The 15,634-nt window shown below is 70.2% G+C and carries 16 protein-coding genes and 1 pseudogene; 6 read left to right on the top strand and 11 right to left on the bottom strand.

The genetic code is table 11. From position 1 onward, the window contains the following. The first annotated feature begins 412 nt into the window (after positions 1 to 412). Together E0F75_RS02175 and E0F75_RS02170 are read left to right on the top strand one after the other, a co-directional pair. Positions 413 to 1,465, top strand: a complete 1,053-nt coding sequence (locus E0F75_RS02175; protein WP_187620687.1) for a metallophosphoesterase — start codon at positions 413 to 415, stop codon at positions 1,463 to 1,465. A gap of 213 nt (positions 1,466 to 1,678) precedes the next feature. Then, the gene (locus E0F75_RS02170) at positions 1,679 to 2,332 is read left to right on the top strand and encodes a class I SAM-dependent methyltransferase (RefSeq protein WP_187620686.1); all 654 of its coding nucleotides are present in this window, start codon (positions 1,679 to 1,681) and stop codon (positions 2,330 to 2,332) included. A 22-nt stretch (positions 2,333 to 2,354) separates the two neighbouring features. On the opposite strand, the pseudogene E0F75_RS02165 reads toward E0F75_RS02170, so the two are convergent. Next, a pseudogene (locus E0F75_RS02165) lies at positions 2,355 to 2,808 on the bottom strand (DDE-type integrase/transposase/recombinase); the annotation flags it as partial. A 189-nt stretch (positions 2,809 to 2,997) separates the two neighbouring features. On the opposite strand from E0F75_RS02165, the gene E0F75_RS02160 reads away from it, so the two are divergent. Then, the gene (locus E0F75_RS02160) at positions 2,998 to 4,008 is read left to right on the top strand and encodes a quinone oxidoreductase (RefSeq protein ID WP_112446335.1); all 1,011 of its coding nucleotides are present in this window, start codon (positions 2,998 to 3,000) and stop codon (positions 4,006 to 4,008) included. A 206-nt stretch (positions 4,009 to 4,214) separates the two neighbouring features. Here the strand turns inward: E0F75_RS02160 and E0F75_RS02155 are convergent, their stop codons facing one another. Then, positions 4,215 to 5,276 carry an oxygenase MpaB family protein gene (locus E0F75_RS02155; RefSeq protein WP_187620685.1) on the bottom strand — a complete coding sequence of 354 codons (1,062 nt, stop codon included), beginning with the start codon at positions 5,274 to 5,276 and terminating at the stop codon, positions 4,215 to 4,217. An 84-nt stretch (positions 5,277 to 5,360) separates the two neighbouring features. Between E0F75_RS02155 and E0F75_RS02150 the strand changes: the two genes are divergently transcribed. Beyond that, the gene (locus E0F75_RS02150; RefSeq protein ID WP_187620684.1) at positions 5,361 to 6,008 is read left to right on the top strand and encodes a TetR/AcrR family transcriptional regulator; all 648 of its coding nucleotides are present in this window, start codon (positions 5,361 to 5,363) and stop codon (positions 6,006 to 6,008) included. 89 nt (positions 6,009 to 6,097) lie between these two features. Here the strand turns inward: E0F75_RS02150 and E0F75_RS02145 are convergent, their stop codons facing one another. From E0F75_RS02145 to E0F75_RS40330, 5 genes are all read right to left on the bottom strand, one after another. Continuing rightward, complete coding sequence (locus E0F75_RS02145) at positions 6,098 to 6,862, bottom strand: hypothetical protein (protein ID WP_187620683.1); 765 nt, start codon at positions 6,860 to 6,862, stop codon at positions 6,098 to 6,100. A gap of 210 nt (positions 6,863 to 7,072) precedes the next feature. Then, the gene (locus tag E0F75_RS02140) at positions 7,073 to 7,909 is read right to left on the bottom strand and encodes an alpha/beta fold hydrolase (RefSeq protein ID WP_267499283.1); all 837 of its coding nucleotides are present in this window, start codon (positions 7,907 to 7,909) and stop codon (positions 7,073 to 7,075) included. 263 nt (positions 7,910 to 8,172) lie between these two features. Beyond that, a complete protein-coding gene (locus E0F75_RS02135) occupies positions 8,173 to 9,213 on the bottom strand; it encodes a vWA domain-containing protein (RefSeq protein ID WP_187620681.1) in 1,041 nt (346 codons plus the stop codon). A gap of 290 nt (positions 9,214 to 9,503) precedes the next feature. Then, a complete protein-coding gene (locus E0F75_RS02130; protein WP_187621011.1) occupies positions 9,504 to 10,031 on the bottom strand; it encodes an NUDIX hydrolase family protein in 528 nt (175 codons plus the stop codon). A gap of 203 nt (positions 10,032 to 10,234) precedes the next feature. Then, complete coding sequence (locus E0F75_RS40330; protein ID WP_187620680.1) at positions 10,235 to 10,678, bottom strand: MarR family winged helix-turn-helix transcriptional regulator; 444 nt, start codon at positions 10,676 to 10,678, stop codon at positions 10,235 to 10,237. A 150-nt stretch (positions 10,679 to 10,828) separates the two neighbouring features. Here E0F75_RS40330 and E0F75_RS02120 point away from each other — a divergent pair, with 150 nt between their 5' ends. Beyond that, on the top strand, positions 10,829 to 11,662 hold the full coding sequence (locus E0F75_RS02120) for an SDR family NAD(P)-dependent oxidoreductase (protein ID WP_187620679.1): 834 nt from the start codon (positions 10,829 to 10,831) through the stop codon (positions 11,660 to 11,662). 267 nt (positions 11,663 to 11,929) lie between these two features. Here E0F75_RS02120 and E0F75_RS02115 read toward each other — a convergent pair whose 3' ends face one another. Genes E0F75_RS02115 through E0F75_RS02105 form a run of 3 tightly spaced genes read right to left on the bottom strand, consistent with a single transcriptional unit; the run spans position 11,930 to position 14,397 of the window. Beyond that, positions 11,930 to 12,181, bottom strand: coding sequence for a hypothetical protein (locus tag E0F75_RS02115; protein WP_187620678.1), 252 nt, complete (start codon positions 12,179 to 12,181; stop codon positions 11,930 to 11,932). Positions 12,182 to 12,184: 3 nt separating this feature from the next. Continuing rightward, positions 12,185 to 12,364: a hypothetical protein gene (locus E0F75_RS02110; RefSeq protein WP_187620677.1), complete on the bottom strand. Its 180-nt coding sequence runs from the start codon at positions 12,362 to 12,364 to the stop codon at positions 12,185 to 12,187. After that, a complete protein-coding gene (locus E0F75_RS02105) occupies positions 12,361 to 14,397 on the bottom strand; it encodes an ABC transporter ATP-binding protein (RefSeq protein ID WP_187620676.1) in 2,037 nt (678 codons plus the stop codon). The genes E0F75_RS02110 and E0F75_RS02105 overlap by 4 nt, the downstream gene beginning before the upstream one ends. Positions 14,398 to 14,837: 440 nt before the next feature. Here E0F75_RS02105 and E0F75_RS02100 point away from each other — a divergent pair, with 440 nt between their 5' ends. Beyond that, the gene (locus E0F75_RS02100) at positions 14,838 to 15,179 is read left to right on the top strand and encodes a DUF5713 family protein (RefSeq protein ID WP_187620675.1); all 342 of its coding nucleotides are present in this window, start codon (positions 14,838 to 14,840) and stop codon (positions 15,177 to 15,179) included. 12 nt (positions 15,180 to 15,191) lie between these two features. Here E0F75_RS02100 and E0F75_RS02095 read toward each other — a convergent pair whose 3' ends face one another. Next, positions 15,192 to 15,563, bottom strand: a complete 372-nt coding sequence (locus E0F75_RS02095; protein WP_187620674.1) for a DoxX family protein — start codon at positions 15,561 to 15,563, stop codon at positions 15,192 to 15,194. Positions 15,564 to 15,634 lie beyond the last annotated feature (71 nt).

The raw sequence follows: 15,634 nt of genomic DNA, 5'->3' as shown, positions 1-15,634 counted from the left end.
CGTCCTCCCCGGCCCCCTCTCTCGCCTTCGGAGGATGGCAACGACGCCGTGTGGGTTGCCTGGTGGCGCGAACAGGGCACCAGGAGGCGAGTTCTCGCCTCGGGGAAGGGCGTGCAGGTGATGCGAGCGCAAGGGCAGGGCAGGGCATGGGGCAGCGCAAGCGCAGGGCAAGGGCAAGCGCAAGGCGTCACGCGACGCCGTGGGCCTGTCCCGGGGAACTCCCGTCCCGTAGGAATACATTCACATGGCAGACATCTCGGGGTCGGACAACAGGCCGGGCAGGTTGCGTATGCATAACGGGTCTGGTTCGAAGAGCGGTGCCCGGGGCGCGAGTACGCGAAGTACGGGCGGACGGGCGCGCGTCGGAAGGCGTGCTCGCCGGTGGGCACCGCCCGTCCGAGAGGAACTCTCCGTGGATCGCAGGTCTCTGCTCACCGTCGCGACAGGGGCGGTGGGCGCGTTCGCCGCCTCCGGGATACCGGCGAGCGCGGCACACCCGGAACACTCCGGTCCGGCGGCGCAGTCCGGTTCGGCGCACGCGGGCCCGGGGCGCCCGGTCACCACCTTCAACGTCATCAGCGACATCCAGGGTGACCTCCGGGACCTCGGCGTCGCCCTGGAGGACATGAACCGGACCAACCCCGCGAGTTCGGGCCTCGCCGTGGCCGGCGACATCACACCGCGCGGGTACGACGCCGAGTACGCGGCGGTCAGCCACGAGGTCTCGCGCCACACCCACGCGGGTACGGTCGCCTGGGCCATCGGCAACCACGAGTTCTACGTCCCCAAGTGGCGCGACCCGTCGACCCTTGCGCAGGACACCTGGCCCAACGGCACCACCGAGGACTCGCTGTTCCGGAGCTTCTACGACTTCGCAGGCCGCAACACGGTGTACGCGGAACACTCGTTCGGCGGCGTTCCGGTGCTGAGCCTCGGCACCGAGAAGTACATGCATTACCACGACCCGAAACTGTGGGACGAGGTCTGGCTGAGCGAGGCCCAGCTCACCTGGCTGGAGGAGCGCCTCGCGCACTGGGCGCGCCGTCGAAAGCCGGTCATGGTCATCACCCATCATCCGCTCCCCAACACGGTCTCGGGCAGCCACAACCGCCTCTACTCGCGCGACTACCTCCAGGCGGACCGTCTCCTCGGCATCCTCGGCCGCCACAAGGACGTCTTCCTCTTCTGCGGGCACACGCACTGGGACCTCGCGCTGTCGGACTGGTACGTCCGCCGGGTCGTCCCCGGCACGGCCAACCTCGACGGCTTCTCGGTGATCAACACCGGCGCGGTGCAGACGGGATACACGGACGACGGCAAGGGCGGAGAGGTCACGGTCCCCGGCACGTTCAACCAGGGCCTCCAGGTAGAGGTGTTCCGCGACCGCGTGGTGGTGAAGGCCCGCGACTTCGCGGCCGGCAGCTGGCTGAAGCAGATCACGGTCCCGCTCTCGACCCGAATCTGAGGCGCGGCCGAGAGCCGGCCCTCGGCGTCTCCCGTGAACCCCGCAGGATCAGGATCACGGAACCGGACTGCACCGCCGGGTGCTGCGGGGCCCGGTACGTCACCGTGCGCCGCGAGAGCGACCCAGTGATCCGGTGATCCGGTGATCCGGGATGAACAATCCACGGGCGGTAGGCAGTCGGCGTACGCCCTGATCTCCGGCTACGGTCTCGGGATGACCGAACTCAACACCCTGGGCGCGACTCGCGACGCCTACGACGCCATCGCAACCGTGTACGCGCAGCAGTTCCAGGACTCCCTGCGGGACCGCCCCCTGGAGCGCGCCATGCTGGGCGCCTTTGCCGAACTGGTGCGTTCGAACGGTGACGGCCACGGCGAGGTCGCGGACCTCGGCTGCGGGCCGGGCTACGTCACGGCCCACCTGCACGGATTGGGCCTGAAGGCGTTCGGCGTCGACGCCTCGCCGGTGATGGTCGAGCTTGCGCACGCATCCCACCCCGGGCTGCGGTTCGAGGTCGGATCGATGGCCGCGCTGGACATCGAGGACGGCGCTCTGGGTGGCGTACTCTCGCGGTGGTCCGTCATCCACACCCCGCCGCAGGACGTCCCTGCCATCGTGGCCGAGATCGCCCGGGTCCTCGCACCCGGCGGACACCTCTTGATCGACTTCCCCGCCACGGACGGCCCGCACCTGGAGACGCAGAGCTACGACCACGCTGTGGTGACGGCCTACCGCTGGCATCCCGACCGCCTTGCCGCACTCCTGCACGACCACGGATTGCCGGAGGTGGGCCGCACGACGATCGAGCCGTTGCCCACGGACCGGCGGCAGTTCCAGGAGATCCAGCTCCTCGCCCGCAAGGCGTGACCCGGCGAACCCTGACCGGTAGGGGCGGGGCGGAGGCCCATTCGTCGAGCGGGGTGCGGTTGAAGCGTTCGACCTTGCCGTCGGTCTGGGGCCGGTAGGGCCGGGTTCGTTTGTGGGTGATCCCGGCCGCCGCCAGGCTGTCGCGCCAGTCGCGTGAGCGGTGGCAGGAGCCGTTGTCGGTCAGAACCCGTTCGACGGTGATCCCAGCGCCGGTGGGCCCGTTGCCAGAAGGCGGTGGCGGTCTCCTTCTTCTCGTCCGCGCGGATCTCGCTGTAGGCGAGGCGGGAGTGGTCGTCGACGGCGGTGTGCAGGTAGCTGTAGCCGGCGTTCCTGCGGGTCTTGCGGCCCGCTTGCCGGCCCAGGACCTTGTGTCCGCCGCCGTCGGGGAGGTTGCCGAGCTTCTTGATGTCGACGTGCACGAGCTCGCCGGGTTTCTCGCGTTCGTAGCGGCGTATGACGTGCCCGGTCGCCCGGTCGCCCGGTCGCCCGGTCGCCCGGTCGCCCGGTCGTGCATTCGTCGCCCCTTGACGGCCTCGGTCTCCTGTCCCAGACCCGGGTGCGAAGCAGGCGTCTCAACTCGGCGGGGGCGGCAGGCTGGTCTGCCTGCCGGGAATCGGATCGCCATCAACGGGGTTGGTGGGGGAAGAGCCGTTAATTGGAGGGTCATGCGAGCGATTCAGGTGTACGAAGTGGGCGGTCCCGAGGTGCTGCAGGAGGCCGAGGTGGACCAGCCGCGGCCGGGTCCGGGCGAGGCGGTCGTGGAGGTCGCCGCATCCGGGGTCAACTTCCTCGACGTCTACCACCGCGAAGGCCGGTACAGCCTCCCGCTGCCCTTCACCCCGGGCGCTGAGGGCGCCGGCACGGTCGTCGAAGTCGGACCCGGCGTCGCTGACGTCGCAGTCGGGGACCGGGTCGGTTGGGTGGAGATTCCCGGCACGTATGCCGAGCGGGCCGTCGTGGACTCCTCCCGGCTGGTGCCGCTGCCCGACGACATCGGCTTCGAGACAGCCGCCGCCGTGCTCCTCCAAGGCATGACCGCGCACTATCTCGTCAAGGACGCCTACCCGGTTCAGGGGGGCGACACGGTGCTCGTGCATGCGGCTGCTGGTGGCATGGGGCTGCTTTTGACCCAGCTCATCACCCATCTCGGCGGCAGGGTGATCGGCACGACGTCGACCACGGCGAAGGCCGAGCTGGCGAAGCGTGCCGGGGCCGCTGAGGTGATCCTTTCCTCCGCAGTCGACGATCTCGCAGCCGAGGTGAGGCGGCTCAACGGCGGTCAGGGACTGCCGGTTGTCTTCGACGGCGTCGGCGCGCACACCTTCGATGCGAGCCTCGCCAGCCTGCGAACCCGCGGCCATCTCGTGCTCTTCGGCGCGGCAAGTGGTGCCGTGCCGCCGTTTGATCCGATTCGGCTCGCCCACGGCGGCTCGCTGACCCTGATCCGGCCCAGCCTCGGGGACTTCATCGCCGATCGGTCCGAACTGCTCCGACGGGCCGCCGATGTGTTCGAGTGGGTGCGCTCCAAGGCGCTTGAGGTCACCGTAACGGGCCGCTATGCATTGTCCGAGGCCGCCCAGGCCCACAGCGATCTGGAGGCTCGGCGTACCACCGGCAAGCTGCTCGTCGTACCCGATGCGGCCGCTATTGGACGCCGCGAGGAGACGCAGAGCTGATCGCGGGTGACGAGGTCGGGGATCTTGGAGACTGAGATGTCGAGGGCATGGCCGACCGTCATCGCCAAGATTCCCGACAGCGTCAGGCACTCAGCAGGCCAGGACCACGTTCTGGCGGGTTTCTGGCGTATCTGGGTTACCCCCCCCTTCAAGATCCCTCAGCCGAGACCTGGCTCACCCGTCCACAACCTCCCGGGACAGAACACCTAGGCGAGCGGCCCCAGGGTGTCCTGCGACTCGATGAGCCCCTGCTCGCTCGGGGCCCGGCCGTCGTCGAGCACCCGCGCGATCTGTCGGGCCCGCAGATCGAGATGCGCTTCGGCGGGCTTGACGAAGCCGTGGCGGGCGCGGGCCTCGGTGGGGGTCAGGACCTCCTCGCGGCGGGGCGGAATCCCGAGCTTCATCGGGGCGACCACGGCAACCGTGGACGGGGACTGCCGTCCCAGCAGGAGCAGCTCGATCCTGGGGTTGAGGTGCGCGAGCGCGAACGAGACCTTCATGACGGGCACGATGAGCACGTCGAGGGCACGCGACTGCCGGATTCCGGCCAGCTCGCGCATCCAGCGCGGCATGGTGGCAAGGGTGGCGATCCGTAGCGCCTGCGCCACGACCAGACCGGCCGGCCTCGCCCAGAGGGGCGTAGGAGGCAGCACAAGGTCGGCGCGCAGCAGGTGGGCCATGGCCTGCCGGGCGATCGGGCTGGCGGACAGCTGCGGACGCATCCGCTCGAAGTAGGCCCGCACGCCCTCACGGTTGCGGGGTATGTCGTCGGGGGAGCAGGTCTGCAGTTCGGCGGCGGTCGCGCACGCCTGCCAGTACTCCCGCTCCTCCTCGGCGGTCAGCTTGCCCGGACCGTACTTCTCGTACGCGTACAGGATCGAGTGCCAGCCGGTGAGTTGGATCCACAGCTGGGAGGCGGGGTCGTTGGCGTCGTAGGTCCCCTCGCTGTAAGGCAGTCGTCCGACAGCCTTGGAGTGCACCTTGACCAGGACGTCCGCCGCCTTGCACACCTCGCGCGAGCCGGCGAAGGCCACCATCGCGAAGTACCGCAGGGTGCGGTCGTAGCGCGTGCGCGGACGTCGGTAGATGCCCTGAGTTCCGTGTACGGCGGCCACCAGGGGCGGATCGAGCTCCTCGACCACCACGGACCGCTGGAAGCCGACTGTCAGCGACGTCGGATAGCTCCAGACCTTCCACACCACCGACCCGGGCCCGAAGAAGCCGTAGTCCTCATGAGGTTCGACCTCGCTCCGCTTCAGCAACGCCATCGTCCCGCTCCTCGCCTCGCGCCCGATCGCGCCATTACGACAGTGCTGTCGTAAATTAAGACACGGATGTCGTAAACTGCCAAGGTGTCTGCCTCCACCGCTTCGGAACCCACGCCGCGCAAGCGACGCCCCTACGCCCCGCGCGTCCCGCTCGCGGAACGCCGCGAGCAACTCCTCGACGCGGCGCTGGCCGTGATCGTCAGTGACGGATACGCCGGGGTCTCCATCGACGCGATCGCGAAGCGGGCCGACGTCGCACGGTCGGTGGTCTACGGCGTCTTCGAGAACCTGGGCGACCTGCTGGGCGCCCTGCTCGACCGAGAGCAGGCCCGCGCCTTCCGGCAGCTCCTTGAGACCCTTCCTGAAGGGGCGGACCCACGGGAGCCGGCCGCGTTCGCCGCCGAGACCGTGCGGCGGATGTCCGCGATGCTCCGCACCGCCCCCGCCACCTGGCGGCTGATCCTGTTGACACCGGGGGACATGCCCGCGGTCGTCCGCGACCGCGTCGAGGCGGACCGGGAGCGGTTCCGCCATCGGGTCGCCGACTGGACCACCGCCGTCCTGGCCGACCGGGGCCGCTCCGAGCTCGACCCTCAGATCCTTGCCCACGCCTTCGTCGCCTGCGCCGAGCACTTCGGCCGCACGGCGCTCACCGACCCGCAGAGGTTCGACCCGGAGCACGTGGCGCGGCAGGTGGAGATGCTGTTCCAGGCGTTCTGGCCCGCCGGATGACGAGGGCTGCTGCCGTCGAGGTGCCGAGGAAGGCCTGGCGACGCTCGTCAGCAGGTCCCACTCGTCCCGAGAGCAGCGTGTTCGGCGGATCAGTCGCGGTCGAGCCGAGGCAGTGACGCGCAGAGGCGTTCGGGCAGCTCCGGCAGGACTTTGTGGATGCCCGCGCAACCCGCATCGCCGTTCGTGGTGACCGGCCGCCAGCCCGAGGGCTCGGCCCGGTAGAACCAGCGCTGGGAGACACTTGAGGAGGAGCAGCCGTCGGCGGATTCACCGCACACCGGCCCCATCCGGGTCGACAGGTCGAGAACCAGCCACGTGTCGTCGCAGCCGCGTTCCTCCCAACTCGTGTGCTCGGGGATGTCCGTGTCGTTGACCGCCTGCCGGTACGAGGGCGAGGTGCAGCGCGGGGGCGTGGGGTCGCAGCCGTTCTCACCGCAGTGCCGCAGGGCCGGCGGGGTGGCACCGGCGGGGGTGTACACGTCCCGGCTGTTCACCATGACCCTGCGGGAGCTCAGCGGCTCTCCCAGCTTCACCGTCGCTTCGACCCGCTGCGTCCCGGTGCAGCCGGCGGCCCGGTCCAGGGAACGGGTCTCGTAGGTGACCCGCACGTATACGGTGCCGCGCTCGACAGTGTCGAGTTCACCGCTCAGGCCGCGCACGCAGTCACGTGCGCCGTCGGGCACTTCGGCGTCGACCACCAGGGACCGGCCGCCGTCGGCGGTACGGACACCGTCGATGCGGATCGGTGCGGCGAGCGTCCAGGCGGTGTCCGCGCCTGTCGCCTCCTCCACGGTCTCCACCGTCTCGGAACCGCAGCCGGCGAGGACCACCAGGACCGCGCCCAGCACAACCATCCGTATGCCCCGCTGCCACATGACATGCCCCCCGTTCGCCGAAGATCGGCAGCCTAGCGCGCTCCCGGGACTCCCTCGCAGGCACCTCCCGGACAGCTTGCGGGGCCGATACGGGCCGAGCCCGTCGTCCACGGCCTTGACGATCCTGCTCTGAGGGCTGTCCGTAAATGATCTTCGGGCTGCTCAGGGTGCGGTCGGCCGGGGTTCGGCCTACTCGCCTGCTCGGCGAGGTCGGGCCAGATGCGCAAGCAACAGCTCTACGAGCCGTTCGGGACTGCGGAGCGGCAGGTAATGGTCGGCCTCCGGGACGGTCACGCCGTGGGCGTCGGGTAGGTCGGCGACGAGGCGTTCGGCGATGGCCGCGATCTCCGGGTGGTCCTGGTCGCCGTGGACGACCAGGACCGGGACGGCGATCTCGCCCAGGCGGGATTCGGCGGCGCGGTCCGGGAAGTGGGCGAGGAAGGGTTCGCTGGCGATGCGGCGTTCGGCGTTGTCCGCCACCATCGCCTCGACGAGCTCTCCGCCGGGGGCCGTGCGGCCCAGCGCGGCCCAGATCGAGAGCTCCAGCGCGGCCAGGGCCCCCGCGTCGCGCTGTCGGCGGGCGGTGGCGTAGGCGGAGGACTGCGGGTCCGCCGGCCAGTCGTGTCCGCTGACCGACGCACCGACGAGGGCGAGCGCGCCGACCCGCCCGGGATGGGCGAGCGTGAAGTCCAGCGCCGTCTCCCCGCCCATGCTCAGCCCGACCAGGGCGGCACGGTCCAGGCCGAAGTGGTCAAGGACGGCGCTCAGGTCCTCGACATCGTCGAACGGCCGGTCCGGCAGGCTGGAACGTCCCAGGCCGCGGGCGTCATAGCGGATGACGTCGTGGTGCCGGGCCAGCTCCGGAACCACCGTGTCCCACAGGCGGGCGTCCATCCCCGCTCCGTGCAGCAGGACGACTGGGCTGCCGCTGCCGGTGCGTTCGGCTCGCAGCCGGCCACCGCCTGGGGCAGGGATATCGACGTCGAGTGCGTCAACGGAGGCCGGCCCGCCGGTGTTCGATCTCATGACGTGATCATCTCAGAGCGTCCCATCGGGATCCCGAGAGCGCATAGGATCCGGCGGCTGCCCATCCCGCGCAGTGGACCGGAAGCGTTCACAGCTCTTGCCTACCCCCTACCGGTGCCCAAGACCCCGGTTGCAGGCGATGGCAGGGGCGGCGATGGTGAACTCGCCCACGCCGCATGCCTGTTCTCGGTGCCACCAGAGGCCCGGGCGGGCCCGGTGAGGTCCGGGGTGCCGGGGACCCGACCGGGTCCCCGGACAAGGCGTCAGTGCATCAGCAGCAGTCGGGTGTTCGGTACGAGCTTGCGGTTCACGCTGGTGCTCTGCACGAAGATCGTGAAGTCGTCGTTGTGGTCGGGCTTGACGCGCACCTCGACGTCCGGCAGGCCCAGCAACGACCGGGCCTCGGGCCCCGCGTACACCCGGTCCGTCTTCTTCTCCAGTACCGCGATCTGCTTCCGCGCCTGGATCTTCTCCGACTTGCTCAGCTGGTAGAACGCACCACCGGTGCGGTAGGCGTGCCCGCTCTCGACGACCCAGTCCCGGATCGCCGCATCGCGAGCCACCGCGATCAGCTCGTATTCCGACGGATCCACAGGGGTCAGGCCCGCCGCTTCGACGGTGTCCTTGTTCACGGCCTCGGCCCCCACGGAGAACACGGCCCGCGATCCCCGGATGCCCTTGCTGCGCCCCACCATGAACTTCTCGGTGGCCTCCTGGATGACCTGCCCGGCCTCCTCCAGACCCTGCGTGCTCGTGGCGTCCCAGATGGCGATGTTGTCCTTCGGGAAGCCGCCCTGCATGGCCTCGTGCTTGCCCATCTGGTCCGGCACGAGGACGGCCAGCGTCCAGTTGTCGTCCTGCGTCCGGATCATCTCCGCCACGGCCTTCACCAGTTCACGCGGATCCTTGGTCGGAGCATCCGGGCAGCGGTGGCTCGCGTTCTCCTGGCCGTCGGTGAGCACGAACGTCAGGAAGCTGTGGTCGCCGTAGAGCTGCGCCGTCTGCGCGAGCTCCCGCTGGGACTTCAGTGCGGCCGCCAGCAGAGCCGTCATTCCCCCCACCCGGTACAGCTGCTTCAGCGACGGCATGCGCAGCACGTCCTTGTCGTAGATGACGCACTCCACCTTGTCGGCGAAGACGTACACCGTGACACGGGTCTCCTGGTCCAGGTCCTTCGATCGGCGGGCGAGGTACGCGATCTGCTGGTCGGCGACCTCGATGACCTTGCGGCTCAGGTGCGACATGGACGAACTGGCGTCCAGCACAAGAGCAACGTGGTTGATGAAGTTCTGGCTACCCGTCATGACGGCTCCCCCTCGTTCCGACTCGATGTACCTACCGTCTCACCCACCACTGACAATCGAACGTGTCTTCGGGGTCGGTGGTCACCGGAGGCTGAGCGCTCCCTGTGGGGCCGGTCGGTTCACGGCGGGGGCCTGCTGGGCCGAGATGCGGGCGTGTCGGTGACGGTGTCACTTCCGACGGTGGGCCCGTCCGTGCGTGGTTCGTCGGGGGCGGCGAGTACGCGTGCTGCTGCTGCCCTTCCCGGGCGGCAGCAGCGTGGCGTCCGTCTTCTTCGGCCTGGCCCCGACTCTCAGTACACGTGCCCCACGTGCGCGAGGGCCTGCTTCAGCAGCGCCCCGCGGCCGTCCGGCATCTCGTTCTGTACGGCGGGGGAGGCCGCCTCCTGCGGGCTGAACCAGACGAGGTCCAGTGCGTCCTGCCGTGGGCGGCAGTCGCCGCTCACCGGCACGATGTACGCCAGCGAGACCGCGTGTTGGCGAGGGTCGTGGTACGGCGTGATGCCGGCCGTGGGGAAGTACTCGGCGACGGTGAAGGGCTGCAGTGCGGGAGGGACGCGTGGCAGGGCCACGGGGCCGAGGTCTTTCTCCAGGTGGCGTAGGAGTGCGTCACGGACTCGTTCGTGGTGCATGACCCGGCCGGAGACCAGGGTGCGGCTGATGGTTCCGTCCGCGCCGATCCGCAGGAGCAGGCCGATGCTGGTGACTTCGCCGCTGTCGTCCACACGTACGGGTACGGCCTCGACGTACAGGATCGGCATCTGGGCCCGAGCCGTGTTCAGCTCGTCCGTGCTCAGCCAGCCGGGCGTGGTCTCTGTCATGTCGGACATCGCTTGATCATACTTTCCCGGCTGTGCCCCGGCCTAGGTCCCAGGACGCGTGTCTGCCAGGCGGGTGTGAGTTCGCGCGGACCCGTCAGTCGTCGATGGCGGCCGCCGATGAGCTCGGCGGCGGGTGCTGTGCGCCGTTCTCCGTCGAGAGGTGGCGGCAGACTCCTCCGGTCGGGCCGCCACGGCCCGGGAGCTTACGGGGTGGCGTCGGTCGGCCACGGCTCGTCGGCGAGCAGTGCCAGCAGTCGGCCGAGCGTCTCGCGCTGCTCCCGGTCGAGCGCTCCGAGCGGGTCGGTGGCGAACGGCATGGCCGTACGCAGCTCGGCGATCGCCTGATGGCCCTCTTCGGTGGCGGCGACCAGCTTGACCCGGCGGTCCGTGGCCCCCGACCGTCGTTCGACCAAGCCGCGTTCCTCCAGCCGGTCGACCAGTGCCGTGAGGTTGGACGGCTCGGCGCGCAGCCGCTCGGCGAGCGCTCGCATCGGCACCGGCTCGGCGCTGTACAGCAGCGCCTTGGCCTGGAGCGGGGTCAGGTCCTGCGCGGTGGCGGCGGCCTCGGCCTCGCGCGCGTACCTGCGGTTGACGACGGCGAACAGGCCGACCACCCGCGCGTCGAGCTCGTCTGCGGGAAAGGTCATGCCGTCCACTGTAGCCAGGTGCTTGACAGTAGCAAATATCGGGGCTCATAGTTATGGAGTATTGTAATGATGATTCATAAGTAATTGTCCTCGTGAGTGCCACTGAGCACCGCCCGGCGCCACCCGGCACCACCGCAGAGAGGGTTCTCCATGTCCGACAAGGTCGTCCTGATCACCGGCACCTCCTCCGGCATCGGCCTCGCCGCTGCCGTCTCCGCCGCCCGCGCGGGCTTCACCACGGTCGCCACGCTGCGCGACCCGGCCCGGGCCGGCGCGTTGCGCAAGGCGGCAGAGGTGGCCGGGGTCGAGCTGGACATCCGCCGCCTGGACGTCACCGACGCCGCCTCGGTCGAGGAGTGCGTCGCCGGAGTGATCGCCGACCACGGCCGGCTGGACGCCGTGGTCAACAACGCGGGCGCGGGGCACGTCGGCACCATCGAGAACGAGTCCGTGGACGAGGTTCGCCAGGTGATGGAGGTCAACTTCTTCGGCGTGGTCACCGTCACCAAGGCCGTCATGCCGCACCTGCGCGCCACCGGCGGGCGGCTGCTCACCGTCACCAGCGTCGGCGGCGTGATCGGCCAGCCGTTCAACGAGGCGTACTGCGCTGCCAAGTTCGCGGCCGAGGGCTTCATGGAGAGCCTGGCCCCGGTCGCCGCCACGGCCGGTGTCACGGTCGCGGTGATCGAGCCCGGCGCGGTGGCCAGTGAGTTCGTCGCGAACGTGGGCATCCAGGAGGGTGCGGCGGCGGAGGCCGGCGTCTACGGTCCGGCGCTGGCGAACTACCTCCACCGCACCCGGGGCGCCTTCGCCGCCGCCCAGACGTCTGAGGCGGTGGGAGAGGCGATCACCGAGGCGCTCACCACCGATCGACCGGCCTTCCGGATCCAGACATCGGACGCGGCACGCACGTTCGTCGGTGCGAAGCTGGCGGACCTGGACGGCTCGCTGGTCCAGACGGCCACCTCGGCCTGGGTGGCCTGAGCCACGCTCGGGGCACAGCTGGATGACCGGCGGGGCGTCCGTGAGGTTCGCTCGGTGCACATCGGAAGGGCCGTTGGTGTACGTGCGGATGGGGAGAGGGCGATGCCGAGGAAGCGGCGGAAGCCGTCGTCGATCCACCCTCGGGGCCGCGGCACGGAGCGGGGCACCAGCGCGTCCGCAGGGGCGGTGCCCTCCCACCGCCGGTCGCCCGGCAGGGCGGTACCACCGCGAGCTGTGGAGCGATCCGGCGACCGGTGTCCGTGCCCGTCATGGAGTCCTCCGTCGTTCCGTCTCGCGGCGGGCCAACGTGTGTACGAGGCGGCCGAGCTGCCGGTACGGGTCCCGCGTCGAGTAGAGGTGAACGCCGACGATGTGCGGGACGGTGCCGGACGGCGCGGCCATCGTCAGGAAAGGGAGTCTGCCCGGGTCCAGCAGCCCGGCGAGGGCCGGGTGCTCATGGGGGTGCTTGGCGAGGTAGGCGGTGACCAGATCACGTACGGGGGAGATGGAAGGCGGCATGTGTCAGAACCTCGCCTGGAACTGGGACGGAGGGGCCGTAGCGGCCGGAGGGGCAGCAGGGGGAGAGCAGGGGCGGCCGGCGTCCCCCGCCGCGTCCACCTCCACCGGGGCGGGGAGGACGCCGAGGTCGCGGGCGGGCAGGAGCGCCACCAGGGAAAGCTCCGTCTGGAGGACGCGCGTCATGAGGTGGCCTCCCCGGTGCCCGCCGGGGCGTGTGGGGCGCCCGGGGCGCCCGGAGCACTCGGCGTCCCCGTGGACCGTACGGGCTGCGTCGGAACGGCCGGCTGTACGAACTGGCGGGCCTGCAGCTCGTACGCCTCTCTGAACGCCCCGGGGCCGGTGGCCGGGTCCATGAGCTCGGCGAAGGTGCCCTGCTCGGCGACCCGGCCCTCGTCGAGCACGTAGATCACATCGGCGTGGCGGGCGCTGGCCAGGCGGTGGGTGATCAGCACGGTGGTCTGCCCCTTGTCGGCCAGCTGGTGGATCTGGTCGAAGACCCGCTGCTCGGCGGCCGCGTCCAGGGCGCTGGTGGGCTCGTCGACGATGAGCACGGCGCCGTCGCGGTGCCGGGCCCGGGCGAGGCCGAACTTCTGCCACTGGCCGCCGGAGATCTCCTGCCCGCCCTTGTAGCCGCGGGCGAGCAGGGAGTCCCAGCGACGCGGGAGTCCCGTGATGACCTTGTCCGCCCCCGAGTACGCTGCGGCCGGTTCGACGGCCGCGTCGTCCATCGAACCGGACGTGCGCCCGATGCCGATGTTGACGCGGGCGGTGAACGGCCACCGGAAGAAGTCCTGGGCGACCATCGCCACGCGCGCGAAGACCTGCGCCCGGTCGGCCTCCGCGGTGCTCACCCCGCCCCACAGGACTCTTCCGCTGTCGGGGAGCCGGGCGCCGCTGAGCAGACTGATCAGGGTCGACTTGCCGGCGCCGTTGCTGCCGACGAGGGCGACGGTCTTGCCTCGGGGGATGACCAGGTCGACCTCGCACAGGGACGGCTTGTCCTTGCCGGGGTAGGTGAAGGTGACCTGCTCGAAGCGAACCTCGTCCACGTCCTCGGGCAGGTCGCGCCCGCCGGTGGGGATGGCGCGCCGGACGGCCTCCGTGCACAGTGTCTCCAGATCGGCGACGAACAGCGCCTCCTCCTGCACGTCCGTGACACGGAGGACGAGGTCGGTGATGCTGGCCGAGCCGGCGCGGATCGCCAGTACCGCCGTGCCGGCCACCGCGAGGTCCATGCGTCCGTTCCACAGCAGCAGTCCGAGGACTCCGTAGGTGGCGACGGTCGCGAGCCCGCGGGCCGAGTCCGCCAGTACATGGGTGCGCGCGCCGGTCCAGGCGAGCCGGGTCTGCTCGCGCTCGCTCGTCTGCGCCATCTCCCGGAAGTGCGTGAGGAGGAAGGGAGCCACGTCATGGACACGGATCTCGGCCGCCGCCTGTGGGTTGATCAGGAGCTGGCTGATCAGTTTGGCGGCCCGGACGTGCTGGACGAAGCGGTGCCAGCTGACGTACCGATGCCTGGCCATGGTGAGCGAGCCCCATGCGCTGGGGAGCGCCATGAACGCCAGCAGCGGCAGGAGTGTCCAGTGCAGCACCGCGAGAACGCCGGCGGCGGCGATCAGGGAGATCGCGGAGGTGACCACGGCGGTGCAGTAGCCGACCATCCGCCGGGCCGCGTCGGCGCCCCACTGCGCGGAGTCCATCAGCTTGTGGAAGGCGTCGTCCTCGATCGCCTCCAGCTCCACCTTCGCCACGAGCCCGAGATAGCGCTCGGTCGCCACCCTCTGGGCCTTCGGCTCCAGAATGCCGGTCGCAGCGGCCGAGGCCGACTTGCACGCCGAGCCGATCACCGCCAGCACGGCGACCAGGGCGAGCGACGGCAGCGCGGCGCGGAGCCTTCCGGTGATGTCCCCGGACGCGAGCAGTTCGACCAGGAGGGAGTTGACCGCGATCAGGGAGACGGCCTGCGCGATCCCGCGGGCGATCTCGCAGACGGCGACCGTGACGAACGCCCGCTGGTCGGCCTCGCGCGCCAGCCGGATCGCGACCGCGACCTGTCGTGGCAGCGCGCCGCCCATCTGCCGCAGTCCGAGCTTCAGCCAGGCCCCGTCGTGGCTGCCCCAGCCGTAGTCGTAGGTGAGCTCGCCGCCGAAGAGCAACTGCTCGGAGGGCGAAGGCCCGTCCACCGAGGAAGGGGCGGTGACGTTGCTGTCGGTCATCCCCACCACCTCGTATCCGGTCGTGCTGCGCAGGAGGCGCCGGCGGTACGTCGGGGCCGTACCGCCGCGGTCGGGAGCCGGACAAGCACAGGCTCAGCGGCGGGAGGAAGAGCGGTCCGGGGATTCGGCAGAGGGTACAAGTCAGCCTCCGGGAAGGGGTGCGGTGAGGGGTTGCCAGGCTCAACGACGACCCCTGCCCTCTCGAACACATGACTTTTGGACGTGCTGTGAACCCCGACTCCAGGCGAAAGTTCGTTCGTTCCAGCTACACCGACCCTTGCCGGGCCTGGTCCGGGCCCCGATGCGTCGGTGGCCGAAACGCCGACGCCGTCCTCCGGCCCCCGAATCTCAACTGGGGTGCCTGACGCGGTGCGTTGTCAGTGGTCCCGTTCAAGATGGGCACGTTCCTTCCTCATCCCCTCTTCAAGGACGGAGGCGTCATGCCGATCACGAACCGGCAGGTCGCCGGGCACGCGTTTCTCCGGCAGCTGTACGCGGACGCGTACTTCCCCGACCACGTCGTCGACAAGGGCAGAGCGATCCTGCTGCGGCTGTGCGAACGGATCGAAGCCGAGCGGCCGGCTGACCTGGCAGCCCTGTACGGACTGACTCACGCCGCGACGGACGAGTTCAATCTCCTGGAGGCGGAGTTCGACGCTGCAGGGAGCGAGATCGAGACGGTCGCGCGGGAAGTCATCGCTGAGGACTTCTGGTGTGTCGCGTCGGCCTACGGGTTCTCGGACGCGGACGTGGAGGAACTGATCGCCACGCGGGAGTGGTGAGAGGCTGGTGTGTCAGGAGTCGGCGCGGCCGACGCTGCGTGCCCACAGGATCAGGGGGATCTGGAGGGGAAGTCGGCCGTAGGCGATCGCCTGCGCCTTCGGCGAGCGGCCTCGCCAGTCGTAGGCCATCTTGACGTTGGCCGGGAAGACTCCGGCGAAGAACAGGGCCGTGGCGCGGGCGCTCGCCTTGCGGGTCGCCGGAAGGACGAGGCCGGCGGCCAGGGCGAGTTCCGCGACCCCACTGGCCTTGGTCCAGGTCCGGGGGCTGCCCGGAAGGGACTCCGGCACGGTGGCGTCGAACTGCTTCGGGGAGACGAAATGGGCGACGCCCGCGGAGGCGAGCAGGCCGGCGAGCAGGAAGGCGGAGCGTGCGGACCGGGACATCGGTTTCCTTCGGAGGGAGGGCGGCGCGGCGGTGGGGAAGGAAGGCAGTGCGCACACCTTACCGGCCGGTA

Source organism: Streptomyces sp. CB02980 (assembly GCF_014451325.2).
Classification (GTDB): domain Bacteria; phylum Actinomycetota; class Actinomycetes; order Streptomycetales; family Streptomycetaceae; genus Streptomyces.
This window is presented reverse-complemented; position numbering and strand designations above follow the sequence as displayed.

Bases quoted from the DNA above. Each gene is read 5' to 3' on its own strand.
- E0F75_RS02140 (WP_267499283.1), bottom strand. From the start codon at position 7,909: ATGAGATCGAACACCGGCGGGCCGGCCTCCGTTGACGCACTCGACGTC.
- E0F75_RS02120 (WP_187620679.1), top strand. From the start codon at position 10,829: ATGTCCGACAAGGTCGTCCTGATCACCGGCACCTCCTCCGGCATCGGC.
- E0F75_RS02130 (WP_187621011.1), bottom strand. From the start codon at position 10,031: ATGACAGAGACCACGCCCGGCTGGCTGAGCACGGACGAGCTGAACACG.
- E0F75_RS02170 (WP_187620686.1), top strand. From the start codon at position 1,679: ATGACCGAACTCAACACCCTGGGCGCGACTCGCGACGCCTACGACGCC.
- E0F75_RS02160 (WP_112446335.1), top strand. From the start codon at position 2,998: ATGCGAGCGATTCAGGTGTACGAAGTGGGCGGTCCCGAGGTGCTGCAG.
- E0F75_RS02145 (WP_187620683.1), bottom strand. From the start codon at position 6,862: ATGGTTGTGCTGGGCGCGGTCCTGGTGGTCCTCGCCGGCTGCGGTTCC.
- E0F75_RS02135 (WP_187620681.1), bottom strand. From the start codon at position 9,213: ATGACGGGTAGCCAGAACTTCATCAACCACGTTGCTCTTGTGCTGGAC.
- E0F75_RS02105 (WP_187620676.1), bottom strand. From the start codon at position 14,397: ATGACCGACAGCAACGTCACCGCCCCTTCCTCGGTGGACGGGCCTTCG.
- E0F75_RS02155 (WP_187620685.1), bottom strand. From the start codon at position 5,276: ATGGCGTTGCTGAAGCGGAGCGAGGTCGAACCTCATGAGGACTACGGC.
- E0F75_RS02115 (WP_187620678.1), bottom strand. From the start codon at position 12,181: ATGCCGCCTTCCATCTCCCCCGTACGTGATCTGGTCACCGCCTACCTC.
- E0F75_RS02100 (WP_187620675.1), top strand. From the start codon at position 14,838: ATGCCGATCACGAACCGGCAGGTCGCCGGGCACGCGTTTCTCCGGCAG.
- E0F75_RS40330 (WP_187620680.1), bottom strand. From the start codon at position 10,678: ATGACCTTTCCCGCAGACGAGCTCGACGCGCGGGTGGTCGGCCTGTTC.
- E0F75_RS02095 (WP_187620674.1), bottom strand. From the start codon at position 15,563: ATGTCCCGGTCCGCACGCTCCGCCTTCCTGCTCGCCGGCCTGCTCGCC.
- E0F75_RS02110 (WP_187620677.1), bottom strand. From the start codon at position 12,364: ATGACGCGCGTCCTCCAGACGGAGCTTTCCCTGGTGGCGCTCCTGCCC.